The organism is Pedococcus sp. (genome assembly GCF_036554925.1).
GTDB lineage: Bacteria > Actinomycetota > Actinomycetes > Actinomycetales > Dermatophilaceae > Pedococcus_A.
In genome coordinates this window covers 13,200-27,507 of sequence record NZ_DATBMI010000112.1, presented here as the reverse complement: position 1 = coordinate 27,507, position 14,308 = coordinate 13,200, and the positions used below count along the sequence as shown (strand labels likewise).

11 protein-coding genes and 1 riboswitch are annotated in these 14,308 nt (G+C 71.7%); of the genes, 7 read left to right on the top strand and 4 right to left on the bottom strand.

Features of this window, described 5'->3' with window-relative positions; translation table 11 throughout:
• Window positions 1-59: 59 nt before the first annotated feature.
• Window positions 60-479 (bottom strand): DUF6318 family protein, encoded by a 420-nt coding sequence (locus tag VIB11_RS09410; RefSeq protein ID WP_332030603.1) that lies wholly within the window; start codon window positions 477-479, stop codon window positions 60-62.
• Window position 480: 1 nt separating this feature from the next.
• Here VIB11_RS09410 and VIB11_RS09405 point away from each other — a divergent pair, with 1 nt between their 5' ends.
• Window positions 481-654: a hypothetical protein gene (locus VIB11_RS09405; protein WP_332030601.1), complete on the top strand. Its 174-nt coding sequence runs from the start codon at window positions 481-483 to the stop codon at window positions 652-654.
• A 497-nt stretch (window positions 655-1,151) separates the two neighbouring features.
• Window positions 1,152-1,265: riboswitch (SAM riboswitch) on the top strand.
• Between the two features lie 149 nt (window positions 1,266-1,414).
• The gene (locus VIB11_RS09400) at window positions 1,415-2,740 is read left to right on the top strand and encodes a bifunctional o-acetylhomoserine/o-acetylserine sulfhydrylase (protein WP_332030599.1); all 1,326 of its coding nucleotides are present in this window, start codon (window positions 1,415-1,417) and stop codon (window positions 2,738-2,740) included.
• Window positions 2,741-2,809: 69 nt separating this feature from the next.
• Here VIB11_RS09400 and VIB11_RS09395 read toward each other — a convergent pair whose 3' ends face one another.
• Entirely contained in the window at window positions 2,810-3,412 is a 603-nt protein-coding gene (locus VIB11_RS09395) for a histidine phosphatase family protein (RefSeq protein ID WP_332030597.1), read from the bottom strand.
• A 112-nt stretch (window positions 3,413-3,524) separates the two neighbouring features.
• Here VIB11_RS09395 and VIB11_RS09390 point away from each other — a divergent pair, with 112 nt between their 5' ends.
• On the top strand, window positions 3,525-3,809 hold the full coding sequence (locus tag VIB11_RS09390) for a hypothetical protein (RefSeq protein ID WP_332030595.1): 285 nt from the start codon (window positions 3,525-3,527) through the stop codon (window positions 3,807-3,809).
• Between the two features lie 2 nt (window positions 3,810-3,811).
• Window positions 3,812-5,047, top strand: a complete 1,236-nt coding sequence (locus VIB11_RS09385) for a hypothetical protein (RefSeq protein ID WP_332030594.1) — start codon at window positions 3,812-3,814, stop codon at window positions 5,045-5,047.
• Between the two features lie 79 nt (window positions 5,048-5,126).
• On the opposite strand, the gene VIB11_RS09380 is transcribed toward VIB11_RS09385, so the two are convergent.
• Window positions 5,127-6,179, bottom strand: a complete 1,053-nt coding sequence (locus VIB11_RS09380; RefSeq protein WP_332030592.1) for a ScyD/ScyE family protein — start codon at window positions 6,177-6,179, stop codon at window positions 5,127-5,129.
• 214 nt (window positions 6,180-6,393) lie between these two features.
• Here VIB11_RS09380 and hrpA point away from each other — a divergent pair, with 214 nt between their 5' ends.
• From hrpA to VIB11_RS09365, 3 genes are all read left to right on the top strand, one after another.
• Window positions 6,394-10,386, top strand: a complete 3,993-nt coding sequence (gene hrpA, locus VIB11_RS09375; RefSeq protein ID WP_332030590.1) for an ATP-dependent RNA helicase HrpA — start codon at window positions 6,394-6,396, stop codon at window positions 10,384-10,386.
• A gap of 79 nt (window positions 10,387-10,465) precedes the next feature.
• Window positions 10,466-10,900, top strand: a complete 435-nt coding sequence (locus VIB11_RS09370) for a T3SS (YopN, CesT) and YbjN peptide-binding chaperone 1 (protein WP_414695799.1) — start codon at window positions 10,466-10,468, stop codon at window positions 10,898-10,900.
• 5 nt (window positions 10,901-10,905) lie between these two features.
• Window positions 10,906-12,615 carry a nuclease-related domain-containing DEAD/DEAH box helicase gene (locus tag VIB11_RS09365; RefSeq protein ID WP_332030586.1) on the top strand — a complete coding sequence of 570 codons (1,710 nt, stop codon included), beginning with the start codon at window positions 10,906-10,908 and terminating at the stop codon, window positions 12,613-12,615.
• An 85-nt stretch (window positions 12,616-12,700) separates the two neighbouring features.
• Here the strand turns inward: VIB11_RS09365 and VIB11_RS09360 are convergent, their stop codons facing one another.
• Window positions 12,701-14,275: an MFS transporter gene (locus VIB11_RS09360; protein WP_332030584.1), complete on the bottom strand. Its 1,575-nt coding sequence runs from the start codon at window positions 14,273-14,275 to the stop codon at window positions 12,701-12,703.
• Between the last annotated feature and the right edge of the window lie 33 nt (window positions 14,276-14,308).

Genomic DNA, 14,308 nt, shown 5'->3' with positions numbered 1-14,308 from the left:
TGAAGGTGCAACGGCCAACGCGCCGAATGTCAGGAGGGCTGCTGTTGATCGTCGGTGCATCAACTCTTCACCAGCTTTGAGTCCGCGACCTTCCACCCGGTCGAGGTCCACACGACCTGGGTCCTGAAGGTGAGCTTTGCGCCTTGGCTCGTTGACACGACTGAACCGGTCGCGTCGACGACCTTGCTGGGTCGGTCGTCCGCCAGAACGTCGATGACGAATCCGTTGCGAACCGTGGTCGGGGTTACGACTGCGTCATCGACGTTGAGCGAGCGGGAATCGACATGATGACCTCGGCGCTTCATTTCGTCTGCCTTCTTGGCGAATGCCTGACAAGCCACGCAGCTGGCTGCGGAAAGTGATCGCAGAGAAGACGAATCGGCGCGATATTGCGAATCACTCAGGACTTCGTAGTAGAAGCTGGCGAAGGCTTTGGCGCCGTCGGGCGTGCGCTGCTTGGCGGCGGCGGGGATGGTCACCGTGGCCGTGCCGCTGGGGGTACTCGTCGTCGCTGACCCGGTCGACGTGGTCGCCGTGCTGCTGGAGCTCGCCGCCGCAGACCCCGATGGCGTGGGCCCGGCCTCGGCACCGTTGCACCCAGCCAACGCCAGCGCACAGGCGGCCGCCGAAGCAGCGATCCCCATCCTGCGGTAACCAGTCACAGCTCTCCCCATCTCGACCCCTCGGCCTGCAGTCGCCTGTGTTGCGCCCGTGTGGCCCGTCCGAGTCTACGGAAAACGGACATACGAGCCATCCGCGCTGTCCACAGGCAACTGCCCCCCGCCAGGGTCAACGAGCAGCATCGCCGGAGGTCACGGGGCGTCGCCGTGGGCGGCCCGTCGGCAGCCGGGTCCGCGTGCCCGGGCCCGGGGAGCCCGCCCTGCAGGAGTCACCCTCCTCAGGCAACACAGTGGGGGCCGAGCGTCGTGCGCCCGGCCCCCACTGCATCCCCTGAGGGTGTCCCCACGCAGCAGTGTGCTCCTTGATCCGCCGCCGTGCCATCGGAACCGGTTAACAGCCCGATATCGATCCGCGGGACTTGGTCACCACAACCGCCCCAACTGTCACACCGTCACCACGAAAGGGTTCATGTTCCGCTATGAGAGACGGCTCTGCCGAGAGGGCCTCGGCGCCGCCTATCATCGGGCGCAGGTCATGAGTGCCAGTGCCAAGCCCCGGCTTGCTGGCCGGCAACCCTCCTTCCGCGGTGGGGTGCCCCGGGTGAGGACCAGGCGCGAGGCGTGAGCCGAGCGCAAGCGCGGGAGACCTCATCACGTGTCCCGCACCGTCGTCGACGGTGCCCATTGCCACCGTCGGCGGCGGACCACAGCACGTCAGCCCACGACCAGCCGCGGCCCCGGTGAGCCGGCCCACGGAGCCGAGCGCAGCGGCATACGACATGGAAGGCCACGCGATGAGTGACCCCACCCCGAACTGGTCCTTCGAGACCCGTCAGATCCACGTCGGCCAGGAGCCGGACGCCGCCACCGGCGCCCGGGCCCTGCCGATCTACCAGACGACGTCCTACGTCTTCAAGGACACAACCCACGCCGCGAACCTCTTTGCCCTGAAAGAGTTCGGCAACATCTACACCCGCATCATGAACCCGACGCAGGACGCGGTCGAGCAGCGCATCGCCTCCCTCGAGGGGGGCGTCGGCGCGCTGCTGGTCGCCTCAGGTCAGGCGGCGGAGACCATCGCGATCCTCAACATCGCCGAGGCGGGTGACCACGTCGTCGCGAGCCCGAGCCTCTACGGCGGCACCTTCAACCTGCTCAAGCACACGCTGCCGAAGTTCGGCCTGCAGGTGACCTTCGTGGACGACCCGAACGACATCGAGTCGTGGAAGTCCGCGGTGCAGCCGAACACCAAGCTCTTCTTCGCCGAGACGATCTCCAACCCCAAGTCCGAGGTCCTCGACATCGAGGCCGTCGCGCAGGTGGCGCACGACAACGGCGTCCCGCTCGTCGTCGACAACACCATCGCCACGCCGTACCTCATCCGCCCGCTCGAGTGGGGCGCCGACGTCGTCGTGCACTCGGCGACGAAATACCTTGGCGGGCACGGCACCTCGATCGCCGGCGTCATCGTCGACGGCGGCACCTTCGACTACGGCCAGGACCCGGCGAAGTTCCCCAACTACAACACCCCGGAGGACAGCTACCACGGCCTGGTCTTCGCCCGGGACCTCGGCGTCGACAGCCCACTCGGCGCGAACCTCGCCTTCATCCTCAAGGCGCGCGTGCAGCTGCTGCGCGACCTCGGCGCGGCGATCTCGCCGTTCAACGCGTTCCTCATCGCCCAGGGCGTCGAGACCCTCAGCCTGCGCCTCGACCGCCACCTCGAGAACACCCACAAGGTCGCCGCGTACCTGCAGTCCAAGGACCAGGTCGACAGCGTCGTGTGGGCCTCGATCCCCGAGCACGAGAGCTTCGCGAAGGCGCAGAAGTACGCGCCGAAGGGCGCGGGCGCTGTGCTGGCGTTCGAGATCCACGGCGGTGTCGAGGCCGGCAGGCGTTTCGTGGAGGCCCTCAGGCTGCACAGCCACGTGGCCAACATCGGCGACGTGCGCTCGCTCGCGATCCACCCGGCGTCGACGACGCACTCGCAGGGTCCTGACGGCGACCGCCTCAAGGCCGGTGTGACGCCTGGCCTGGTCCGCCTCGCCGTCGGCATCGAGCACATCGACGACATCATCGCCGACCTCGAGCAGGGCTTCACGGCCGCCAAGTCCGCCTGACGGGGGAGCCGCAGGGGGTATGCCGCGGGGGCTGGTCGGTGACGCACGTCGCCGAGCAGCCCCCGTCGGCTACGACGCCAGCGGGTGGTCCGCCCACCGGCGGCAGGCCCAGCCGGAGGAGTCGACATCCAGCTCGACCGCCTCACCCGGCTCGAGCGGGTGCGCGTCGGCCCACGCTCGATCCACGTTGCGGCACAACGCGATCAGGCCGAGGGAGATGATCCCGCCGTGGGAGACCAGCAGGACGGTCTCGCCGCGGAACCGGTCGGCGACCTCCTCGACGACGCTCCGCAGCCGGTCGACGACGTGGTGGCCGGTCTCCCCGAACATCGCGCCGTCGAGGTCGCCGTCGAGCCAGGACGCGTAGACGTCGCCCGGGTCCGCGTCGCGCGGGTCCGGGGCGCTCGCCTCGTCGGCCATCAGCTCGCGCAGCCGGTCGTCATACGTGACGGGCAGCCGCAGCTGTTCGGCAACGATGCCCGCGGTCTGCGCGGCACGATCCATCGTGCTGGACCAGAGGGCCGCCACGCGGCGATCACGAGCGGCTCCGGCCAGCGCCCGGGCCTGGTCGCCCCCGCGCGGGGTGAGTCGTCGCGGTAGGCCGTTCCCCGGCGTCATGGCCTCAGCGTGCCGGGCGAGGATGACCCGGGCCGGGCACTGCAGGTCGCTCATCGCTCTCCCTCACCGGTTCAGGGCCGGGCGCTGCCGGCCAGGCCATCGTGGTGCCTCCGCCTGCTGTGGACAACCGGGCCGGCCTGCGGTGCAACCGGCCTAGCCTCGGAGCATGCCCGAGATCGAGGTGAGCGCCGAGGACGTGGCCCGGTTGGGGGGCTCGCTGGCCGAGGTCAGCACGTTCCTCCGCGCCCTGGGCCAGGCCACCGCTGTCGAGCCGTGGGCCTTCGGTCCGGGCAGTGCAGCGGGCGCAGTCCAGGCCGTCCTCGGCAACTGGGAGCGCGACCGGATCCTCCTCGCCCGCCGTCTCGACGAGCTCGCGAGCGCGGCCCAGAACGCCGGGTCCGCCTACCTCCAGGTCGAGACCGACGTCGCGGCCACCCTCGGAGGTCCCTGAGCGTGTTCCCGCCGATTCCCGGGAGCCCTGAGGTGGTGGAGGGGCTGGCCACCGCCCTGCGCGACGAGGCGATCCGTATCGGCTCGGCCCAGGCCCGGCTCGCGATGGTCCGCAGCGGCTCCCGGTGGGACAGCCCGGCTGGGCGCGCCTTCGCTGCGCGCGTCACCGAGCTGCCTCCCCTCCTGGGCGCGGTGGCCGAGCGCTATGTCGGTGCCGCAGCCGTCCTGCGCGTGTTCGCCGCGGAGTTCCGGGAGGCCCAGGACGCCTGCACCCGGGCGATCCTCCTGCGTGAGCGCGGCATCATCCGCCGCGATCGCTTCGGGGAGGCGATGGCGCAGGCCGAGCTGAGCGACGCTCCGGCCGAACAGGCGCGTGTGCCGGAGCTGCGAGCCCTCATGGTCCAGGGTGCGGCCGAGGTCCTGGAGCAGGAGCAGCTCTACCGACGAGCCCAGGAGCGCTTCCGCGAGGCGGACCAGCGCTGTGCCCGGTCACTGGGGGCCCTGCTCGACGACGCGCTCACCGACTCGTGGCAGTACGACACCGTGAAGGGGACCGCCTCCGTGGCGCGCAGCACCGCCGAGACGGCCGGCCTGCTCGCGCTCGTGCCCGGCTTCAAGCCTGCCGCCGGCGTCGCGGCGAGCGGTGCGGCCGGGCTCGGGCTCGCGGCGGACACCGTGCTGTGGGCTGCCTATCAGGAGGGGGCACTCGAACCCTTGGTGACCGAGGCGGCACTGGGCATGGTGGGAGTCGGCGCCGGAGTCCTCCGCAACGGCGCCCGGCTGGGGGCGCCGCCGTCGGCCGCCCACTCAGGGCCGTCGGAGCTGCTCACTCCCCGTGCCCGGATCGCCGGCGGGATGCGGGCCCAGATCAAGCAGGCCAACCCCTGGCCCCCACGTGAGGTGAGCAGTCCGGGAGGGTCCGGAGGGGCGGGAGCCGTGGCGACGGGACGGTCCCACGTCGCGCCGCGGAGCCTGGGGGACAGGGCGCGTCGCGCGGTCGACCTCCGGCTGGCGGCCGTCCGGGGCGACTGGAACCTCGCCACGCGCAACGGTGCCGACGCCCGCGCGATGCTGCTCACCGCGTACGGGCTCCACGCGGGCAGGACCGTGTACGACAAGGCTCCCCAGGTCACGGACGCCTTCGAGCGGGCCCAGCGTCTGCGGGAGCGTGCCGCCGGGCGACCTGACGGCCAGCGCGCGCCCGACGCCGGCCCGCCGTCGGCGTCGTCCTCGTGGTGAGGCCGTGCCCGGTCCCGGGCACGTCTGGGGCTCCCACCGCCTGGTGGGAGCCCCGGACGTGCGGCGACGTGCCGGCTGGCTACTTCAGGCGGACCACCGAGCCCGGACCGGTCGGCTCGAAGTTCTCGTCGAGCGGCGCCATCGTGCCGGCGTAGAGGTGGCCGCCGCCGTACTCGACGGACACCGCGTTCTCCAGTTTCATCCAGCGGTGCGGCTTGCCGTCCTTGATGGTGGAGATCTGGCCGGCGAAGAGCTCGGCGACGTAGATCCGCCCCTCGGGGCCGATGGCGAGGTTGGTGGCCCCTCCGAAGCCCGTCGCGACGCGCTTGGCCTCACCGGACTTCGGGTTGACCTTCCACACGCTGCCGCGGTCCCCGAAGCTCGGGTCCTCCGGCCCGCCGGGCAGGGTCGTCACGTACAGCCAGCCGTCGTGTCCCCACTCCACGTCGGTGGGCACCGCCTCGAAGCGGTAGGTCTTGCCGACCACACAGTCCGGGAGGCCGTCGACAGCCGCCATCTCGGCGGTGATCTTGGTGGGCTGCGACGGCAGCACCGCGAGCCTGGAGACCTTGCCCTGGGCGCTGACCTTGAGCAGGTCGTTGCCGGCTGCGTCGGCGACGATCCAGCTGTCTCCCCACGCCTCGACGGCGTACGGGTGCGACTCGACGATCCCGTTGTACTCCGCGTAGTCGCCCAGCGCGCCCTTGACGCAGTCGTCAGCGTTGTTGATGCCGTACTCGATCCGCTGGTCGGGGTTGCGGTCGGCCTCGAACCCGCTGAGGTCGGCCACGACGGTCTTCGACCCCTTCCTGATCGTCAGGGTCGTGGAGCCGTCGGTGTACGAGGTGGTGGTGTACGCCATCGCGTCCCCGGACCTGCTGAAGGCGAGCCCCGCGACCTCGCCCGGCTGCGGTCCCTCGGCCTTGGTGACCAGGCCGGTGCGGCGGATCTTGGAGACCAGGGAGGTGAAGCCGTCGGCGACGTAGACCTCGTCGTCGTCGATGGCGAGCTGGAAGGGCGCGTAGACATCCTCGGTGAGGACCTTGGGCTCACCTGCGGTGGCGGCGCCGGCCATCGGCACTGCCAGTGCTGCCGCCGCGGCCATGGCTGCGGGCAGTCGCCATCTGGGCATCAGTTCCTCCTCGTTGTGGGCGGGCCGCTGCGACGGGCCCGCTCTCGACGCTAGGTGGCACCCTCCGGCCGGCGATCCACCAGAAGGACCACCCAACGCCTACGCCCGCCTGCGCCAAACGGGCTGCGGTCTACCGCGTTGGGACGAGCGGCCACGCGGCAGCCGTCGCACAGGACCACGGGGTCGCACGTGCCGCCGACGTATGCTGAACGCCATGTCCACCCCCCAACCCTCCGAGCAGCCGCCTGCCCGGAGCGGGGGCCGTCCAGAGCACAGAGAACGCCGCGGGAACCGCAGGCGCGGCAGGCGCCCAGGCGCGCAGGCCGGCGGTCAGCGCCAGCGGGCCGCGACCGCCCACACGCCGGGTGCAGCACCCCGCCCGCGGCGTGCGATCCCGGTCCCCGAGCTGCACTACCCGGAGCACCTGCCCGTCGTCGAGCGCAAGGACGACATCGCGGCGGCGATTCGCGACCACCAGGTCGTCATCGTGGCGGGCGAGACGGGCTCGGGAAAGACCACCCAGCTGCCCAAGATCTGCCTCGAGATCGGCCGCGGGGCCGAGGGCCTCATCGGGCACACCCAGCCCCGACGCATCGCCGCCCGGTCGGTCGCCGAGCGGATCGCGGAGGAGCTCGAGGTGGACCTCGGGACGGCGATCGGCTTCCAGGTCCGCTTCACCGACCAGAGCAGCGACACCACGCTCGTGAAGGTGATGACGGACGGCATCCTGCTGAACGAGATGCAGCGCGACCGGGACCTGCGCAAGTACGACACGATCATCATCGACGAGGCCCACGAGCGCTCCCTCAACATCGACTTCATCCTCGGCTACCTCAAGCAGCTCCTGCCGCGGCGTCCCGACCTCAAGGTCGTCATCACCTCGGCGACGATCGACCCCGAGCGCTTCGCCGAGCACTTCGCCGCTCCCGACGGCACCCCGGCGCCGATCGTCGAGGTCTCCGGCCGCACCTACCCCGTCGAGCTCCGCTACCGACCGCTCGTCGACCCGGACCGCGAGGACGCCGACGAGCGCGACCAGGTGACCGGCGTCTGCGAGGCCGTCGAGGAGCTGTGGACCGAGGCCCGCGGGGACGGCGGCGACCAGGACATCCTCGTGTTCCTCTCCGGTGAGCGCGAGATCCGTGACACCGCAGACGCGCTCGCGTCGATGGCCTTGCCGCAGACCGAGATCCTGCCGCTGTTCGCGCGGCTCTCCGCGGCCGAGCAGCACCGGGTCTTCGGTCGGCACACGGGCCGACGCGTCGTGCTGGCCACCAACGTGGCCGAGACCTCCCTGACCGTCCCCGGCATCCGCTACGTCGTCGACGCCGGTACCGCCCGCATCTCCCGGTACAGCCAGCGCACGAAGGTGCAGCGACTGCCCATCGAGCCCATCTCGCAGGCCAGCGCGAACCAGCGAGCCGGCCGCTGCGGCCGCGTCGCCGACGGCATCTGCATCCGCCTCTACTCCGAGGACGACTACGAGAGCCGGCCCGAGTTCACCGAGCCCGAGATCCAGCGCACCAGCCTCGCCTCCGTCATCCTCCAGATGACCTCGCTCGGCTTGGGCGACATCTCGGCCTTCCCGTTCGTGGACGCGCCGGACTCCCGCCAGATCGCGGACGGCGTGCGGCTGCTCGAGGAGCTGGGGGCCTTCGACGCGTCTGCCGGGGGCGCGCCGGAGCAGGGCGCTTCGGCCGCGCGCGGCTCGCAGGCGAGGCGGGGCCGCGGGCGCCGGCTCACGGCATACGGCAAGGCACTGGCGCGCCTGCCCCTCGACCCGCGTCTGGGGCGCATGCTCCTCGAGGCGGACCGCAACGGCTGCACGAGCGAGGTCCTGGTCATCGTCGCGGCACTCTCGATGCAGGACCCTCGTGAGCGTCCTGCCGACAAGCAGACCCAGGCCGACCAGGCCCACGCACGCTTCCGCGACGAGCACTCCGACTTCATCTCGCTCCTCAACCTCTGGCGCTACCTGAGGGAGCAGCAGAAGGCGTTGAGCGGCAGTGCCTTTCGGCGCATGTGCAAGAACGAGTTCCTGCACTACCTGCGGGTGCGCGAGTGGCAGGACCTCCACAGCCAGCTGCGCCAGGCCTGCCGCCAGCAGGGACTGGACCCGAACCAGGCCACGGCCGCCCCGGGGGAGGAGCCGCAGGTGGACCTCATCCACCAGTCGCTTCTCGCCGGCCTGCTCTCGCACCTCGGGCTGCGCGACGAGGTGAAGCGCGACTACCTCGGCGCCCGCGGAGCGCGGTTCGCCATCTCGCCCGGCTCGACCCTGTTCCGCCGGCAGCCGACGTGGGTGATGTCGGCCGAGCTGGTGGAGACCTCGCGGCTGTGGGCCCGCACCAACGCCCGTATCGACCCCGTGTGGGCCGAACGCCTGGCGACGCACCTGGTCAAGCGCACCTACAGCGAGCCCCGCTGGTCGCGGAAGCAGGGCGCGGCGCTGGCCACCGAGCGGGTCACGCTCTACGGGGTGCCCCTGGTCGCGGCCCGCACGGTGCAGTACGGCCGGATCAACCCCGAGGAGTCGCGCGACCTCTTCATCCGGCACGCGCTCGTCGAAGGTGACTGGGACACGCACCACGAGTTCTACCGCGCGAACCAGGTTCTGCTGCAACGGCTGTCGGAGCTCGAGGAGCGTGCGCGACGTCGCGACATCGTCGTGGACGACGACACGCTGGTCGAGCTCTACGACCAGCGCATCCCCGCCGACGTCGTGTCGGCCCGCCACTTCGACAGCTGGTGGAAGAGGGCCCGGCGCGAGACGCCGGAGCTGCTGACCTTCACCGAGGACCTGCTGACCCGCACCACGGGGGAGGCGGTGTCGACGACGGACTACCCGGCCACCTGGCGGCAGGGCGGGCTCGAGCTGCCGGTGACCTACCAGTTCGAGCCGGGTGCGGCAGCCGACGGCGTGACCGTGCACATCCCGGTGCAGGTGCTGAACCAGGTTGCCGACGACGGCTTCGACTGGCAGGTGCCGGGCCTGAGGGCGGACCTCGCGACCGCGCTGTTGAAGTCGCTGCCCAAGGCGACTCGTCGGCACTTCGTCCCCACGCCCGACCACGCTGCCGCGGCACTCGCCGACGCGCAGCCCGGCGGTGGGCGCCGCCTCACCGAGGAGCTGTCACGGGTCCTCCACGCCCGCACGGGCGTGCGCGTGCCCGACGCGGAGTGGGACGTCACCCGGGTCCCCGACCACCTGAGGATCACCTTCAGCGTCGACGACGACCGCGGGCGAGCTCTCGCGACGGGGAAGGTTCTCGAGGACCTCAAGGACGGGCTGGCCGGCCAGGTGCAGCGGCGGATGTCGCGAGCTGGAGCCTCCATCGAGCGAAAGGGCCTGCGGCAGTGGGACTTCGGGACGCTCCCGCGGAGCTTCGAGGCCGAGTCGGGCGGACAGCGGGTCCACGGCTACCCGGCTCTCGTCGACCGCGGCGGGAGCGTCGACCTCGTCGTGCTGCCGGGGGAGCGCGAGGCCCGGGCAGCCACGCGCCTCGGCGTCCGACGCCTGCTGCTGCTGAACACGACGGCTCCCTGGAAGCGCGTGCTCGCCCGGCTCGGCAACGCCCAGAAGCTGGCCCTCGGGAACAACCCGCACGGGAGCGTCCCGGCCCTGCTCGAGGACTGCCTCGCGTGCGCGGTCGATGCCATCGTCGCCGAGCGGGCGCCGGCGAGCGTGCACGACGCGGAGACCTTCGAGGACGTTCTGGCCGGCGTGCGCGCCCACGCCGCGGCCCGCGTGCTGGGCGTCATCGACGAAGTCGAGCCGGTGCTGACCCTGGCCCGCCAGGTGGAGCAGGGGATCGCCACCCTGACCGCGCCGGCCGTCGCCGCGATGGCGGCCGACCTGCGGGCGCAGCTGCGGAGCCTCGTCTACCCGGGGTTCGTCGCCGACACGGGCCTGGACCGGCTGCCGCACCTGCGCCGCTACCTGCGGGCCATGGTGCAGCGGATCGAGAAGGCGCCGGGCGCTCTGGCCCGCGACGCGCAGAGCCAGGAGACCGTCGACCGGGTGGAGGAGGCGTATGCCGACCTGCTCGACTCCCTCGCGCCCGTCGACCGTCGCTCGGAGCCCGTGCGGGAGGCCGGGTGGATGATCGAGGAGCTGCGGGTGAGCCTTTTCGCGAACAGCCTCGGCACGGCATACCCGGTGTCCGAGAAGCGGATCCGCAAGGCTCTCGAGGAGCTGGCGTCCTGACGGGGCGACCGGTGTCGGACCCGTCTGGTTGACTCGTTCGGAGGGTGAGGCGGGGCCCGCCCGGGGTCGAGAGGGGTTGGTGCCGGTGGGAAAGAGGGCGTGGTTCGGGGTGTACGTCGACCGTCTCCTGATGGAGCAGTTCGACACCACGACGCTGGTCAGGGACGGCGACGGCGACGTGCCGTTCAGCAAGGGCACGTCGGCGTGCTTCGTCACCGTCGAGCCCCGGCCGCTGGGCGTCCGCGTCTGGGGGATGGCCGCGACGGGGATCAAGCCCACCGCGGCAGTCCTGCGCGAGGTCAACGAGCTCAACCAGCAGGCCACCCTCGCGAAGGTCGTGCTCGCCGGCGACCGGGTCTGGGTGGAGGTCCGGCTGCCTGCCGACCAGGTCTCGCCGCGCTCCCTGCGGCGGGCCTGCCAGCAGGTCTGCACGATCGCCGACGACATCGGCTCGCTCTTCGCCGGGGTCTACGGCGGGTCGACGCCCTTCCCCGTCGACGCGCAGGCAGGCTGACCGCCATGGTCACGTGCATTCCCGAGGCGCCGAAGTTCGCGTCACCGGCGGAGGAGACCGCCTGGCGCCACCTGCGCGACGCCCTGAGGCCTCAGGACGTCCTCGTCGCGAACCAGCGGTTCACCGACCACGCCAAGGACCACGAGGTCGACCTCTTGGTGCTCATGCCCGGCTACGGCATCGTCGCCGTCGAGGTCAAGGGCGGGTCGGTCTCCCATGACGGCCGACGATGGACGCGCCGGCGCCGGGGCGAGGACGTCGAGCTCGACCCGGTGGGCCAGGCCCGCGACGCCCGGTATGCCGCGCGCTCCTACGTCGAGGCGGACCCGCGGTGGAAGGACTCATCGCGGCGCCGGGTGCGCTGGGGGCACGCCGTGGTGCTGCCCAACACGGTGGTCGACGAGGACTTCACGCTGCCCGCCGGCCCGCGGTGGCTCGTGAGCGGTCGCGACGACCTGCCCCGGCTCGGCCAGCGGCTGCGGGCGCTGATCGCGGAGCAGGAGAGCCACAACCGGGCTGCCGACGCCGACGATGTCGCGCTCGTGGTGGACATCCTCCGCGGGCGCAACCGACCCGTGCACTCGCTGACGGCGGAGGCCGACGAGCGGGAGGAGGCCATGGAGCGGCTCACCCAGGAGCAGCTCACGCTGCTGAGGGTGACGCGCCTGCTCACCAGGGTGGAGATCCGGGGCGGCGCGGGCTCGGGCAAGACCGTCATGGCGCTGACCCACGCGAGGCAGCTGAGCCACGGACGCGGTGAGCTGCCCGCCCAGCGCGTGGCACTCATCTGCTACTCCCGCGGGCTCGCCGCGTACTTCCGCCGTATCACCTCGGGGTGGAGCCGGCGCGATCGGCCGGCCTTCGTCGGGACCTTCGAGGAGTGGGGGCTCTCGTGGGGCGCCGAGCCCGTCGCGAGCTGGCGCGCCCGGCAGCACGGCGACACCGTCGACACGCCGTACTACGAGCAGGTGCTTCCCGCCGAGATGGCCGGTCTCGCCGAGGGCATCCCCGAGCGCAGACGCTTCGACGCCGTCATCGTCGACGAGGCGCAGGACTTCGCCGAGGAGTGGTGGCATCCCGTGCTGGGAGCCCTGCGGGACCCAGAGTCGGGTGGCCTCTACCTCTACTCCGATGCCAACCAACGGGTGTTCCAGCGCTTCGGCGAGCCACCGGTCCCACTGGTGCCCCTGGTTCTCGACCACAACCTGCGCAACACCACCCAGATCGGCGAGGTCATCAACCCGCTGGCACCCAACCGGATGCGGCTGCTCGGCGGACCCGGCATGGACGTGACGTTCGTGCCGTGTGCAGCGGAAGAGGCCCTCGGCATCGCCGACGACCACGTCGACGCCCTGCTCGACGAGGGGTGGCGTGAGCGCGACATCGCCCTGCTGACCGTCGGCAGCCGGCACCCGGTCCAGAAGGACCTCGCCGAGGTCGACCCGGAGGCGTACTGGAACTCGTTCTGGGACGAGGACTCCACGTTCTACGGCCACGTCCTCGGTTGCAAGGGTCTGGAGCGCCGGGCCGTGGTGCTGTGCATCAACAAGGACACCGTCCACGACCGCGACCGCGAGAAGCTCTACGTCGGGCTGTCGCGCGCCACCGACCGGCTCGTCGTCGTGGGCGACCCGGACTACCTCACGCAGGTGTGCGGTCCCGAGGTGGCCAGGCGTCTGGGCCTCCCCGCGCTGCCGTCCCCGATCGCCACCTGAGCGGCCCACACCCCGAGGCGCGGAGGGCCCCGGTCGCACCGAGGGCCTGGTGCGCAGCCGCACCAGGCCCTCGACAACGCGGGGGTCAGGCCAGGTGGACGTTCTCGTGGCCGTCGGTCGCCAGCTTCTCGTGCTTGACGTTGAGGAACGCGAAGGTGATCGCTGCGCCCACGAGGATCATCGCCGCCCCGACGAGGTAGGCCTGGCTGGCCCCGAAGGTCTGGGCCTGCAGGGGCAGCAGCTCCTGGGCGGCCTTCAGCTGCTCGGGGGTCAGCGCCCCCGAGGCCGCCTTGGCCTGCAGGTCCGTCCCCAGCTCGGCGGCGCGGTCCTTCAGCGAGCTCGCGAAGACGGTGCTGAGGGTGGCCAGGCCGAGCGAGCCGCCCACCTGCTGCATCGTGTTGAGCACGGCCGAGGCCACGCCGGAGTCCTCCTGCGCGACGCCCGCGACGGCGGTCAGGGTCAGCGGCACGAACACCAGGCCCATGCCGAACGCCATGACGACGATCCACGGCAGCAGACCCGTGGCGTACGAGCTGTCCACCTCGAGCTGGGCAAAGCCCCACATGCCGCCGGCCGCCATCAGGGCGCCGGTGCCGGCGATCCAGCGCGGGTCGACGCGGGTCATCAGTGCCGAGGCGAGCTGCGCCGCCGCCACGATGCCGAACGAGAACGGCAGGAAGGCGAAGCCCGCCTTGAGCGGCGAGTAGCCCAGCACCTGCTGGATGTACAGGCCGAGGAAGAAGAACATCGAGAACATCGCGGCACCGACGACGAGCATGACGACGAAGGACGTGCCCCTGGTGCGGTCCTCGAGGATCCGCACCGGCATCAGCGGGTGCTCCGAGCGGGTCTCGATGACCATGAAGAGCGCGAGCAGGACGACTCCGGCGACGAGGGTGGCAACCGTGACGCTGTCGCCCCACGACGTGCTGGCGGCGTGGGTCAGGCCGTAGACCAGCGAGACCAGGCCGGCCGTGCCGGTGACGGCGCCGGGGACGTCCAGGCTGCCGCGACCGCGGGCCGACTCGCCGAGGAAGCGCGGGGCGAGGAACGCCACGGCCAGGCCGATCGGCACGTTGATGAAGAACGTCCAGCGCCAGTTCGCCTCGGTCAGGGCCCCGCCGAGGATGAGGCCGATGGCGGCCCCCGCACCGGACATCGCGGCATACACGCCCATGGCCCGGTTGCGGGCCGGCCCGGCCGGGAAGGTGGTGGTGATGAGCGCCAGCGCGGTGGGCGAGGCCATGGCGGCGCCGACACCCTGCAACGCCCGGGAGGCGAGCAGGATCGCCTCCGAGGTGGCCAGGCCGCCCAGGAGTGACGCCGTCGCGAAGACCAGGACGCCGGCCACGAACACGCGGCGGCGGCCGAACAGGTCGCCGAGCCGGCCGCCGAGGAGCAGGAGTCCGCCGAAGGCGAGGGTGTAGGCGTTGACCACCCACGAGAGGTTGTCCGGGGTGAACCCGAGGTCCTCCTGGAGGCGGGGGAGCGCGATGTTCACGATGGTGCCGTCGAGCACCACCATGAGCTGGGCCGCGCTGATGATCGCGAGCGCGAGCCCGAGGTGGCGGTGGCCGTGGCCGGTCTGCACCACCGGCTCCGTGGCGAGCTGCTGGGGACCGGCTGGTTCTGTCGGCTCGGCGACAGCGGGCTGGGACATGGTCGGGCCTTTCGGTGGGGCGGCGGCCCGGGG

Bases quoted from the DNA above. Each gene is read 5' to 3' on its own strand.
- VIB11_RS09395 (WP_332030597.1), bottom strand. From the start codon at position 3,412: ATGAGCGACCTGCAGTGCCCGGCCCGGGTCATCCTCGCCCGGCACGCT.
- VIB11_RS09400 (WP_332030599.1), top strand. From the start codon at position 1,415: ATGAGTGACCCCACCCCGAACTGGTCCTTCGAGACCCGTCAGATCCAC.
- VIB11_RS09390 (WP_332030595.1), top strand. From the start codon at position 3,525: ATGCCCGAGATCGAGGTGAGCGCCGAGGACGTGGCCCGGTTGGGGGGC.
- hrpA (WP_332030590.1), top strand. From the start codon at position 6,394: ATGTCCACCCCCCAACCCTCCGAGCAGCCGCCTGCCCGGAGCGGGGGC.
- VIB11_RS09380 (WP_332030592.1), bottom strand. From the start codon at position 6,179: ATGCCCAGATGGCGACTGCCCGCAGCCATGGCCGCGGCGGCAGCACTG.
- VIB11_RS09365 (WP_332030586.1), top strand. From the start codon at position 10,906: ATGGTCACGTGCATTCCCGAGGCGCCGAAGTTCGCGTCACCGGCGGAG.
- VIB11_RS09360 (WP_332030584.1), bottom strand. From the start codon at position 14,275: ATGTCCCAGCCCGCTGTCGCCGAGCCGACAGAACCAGCCGGTCCCCAG.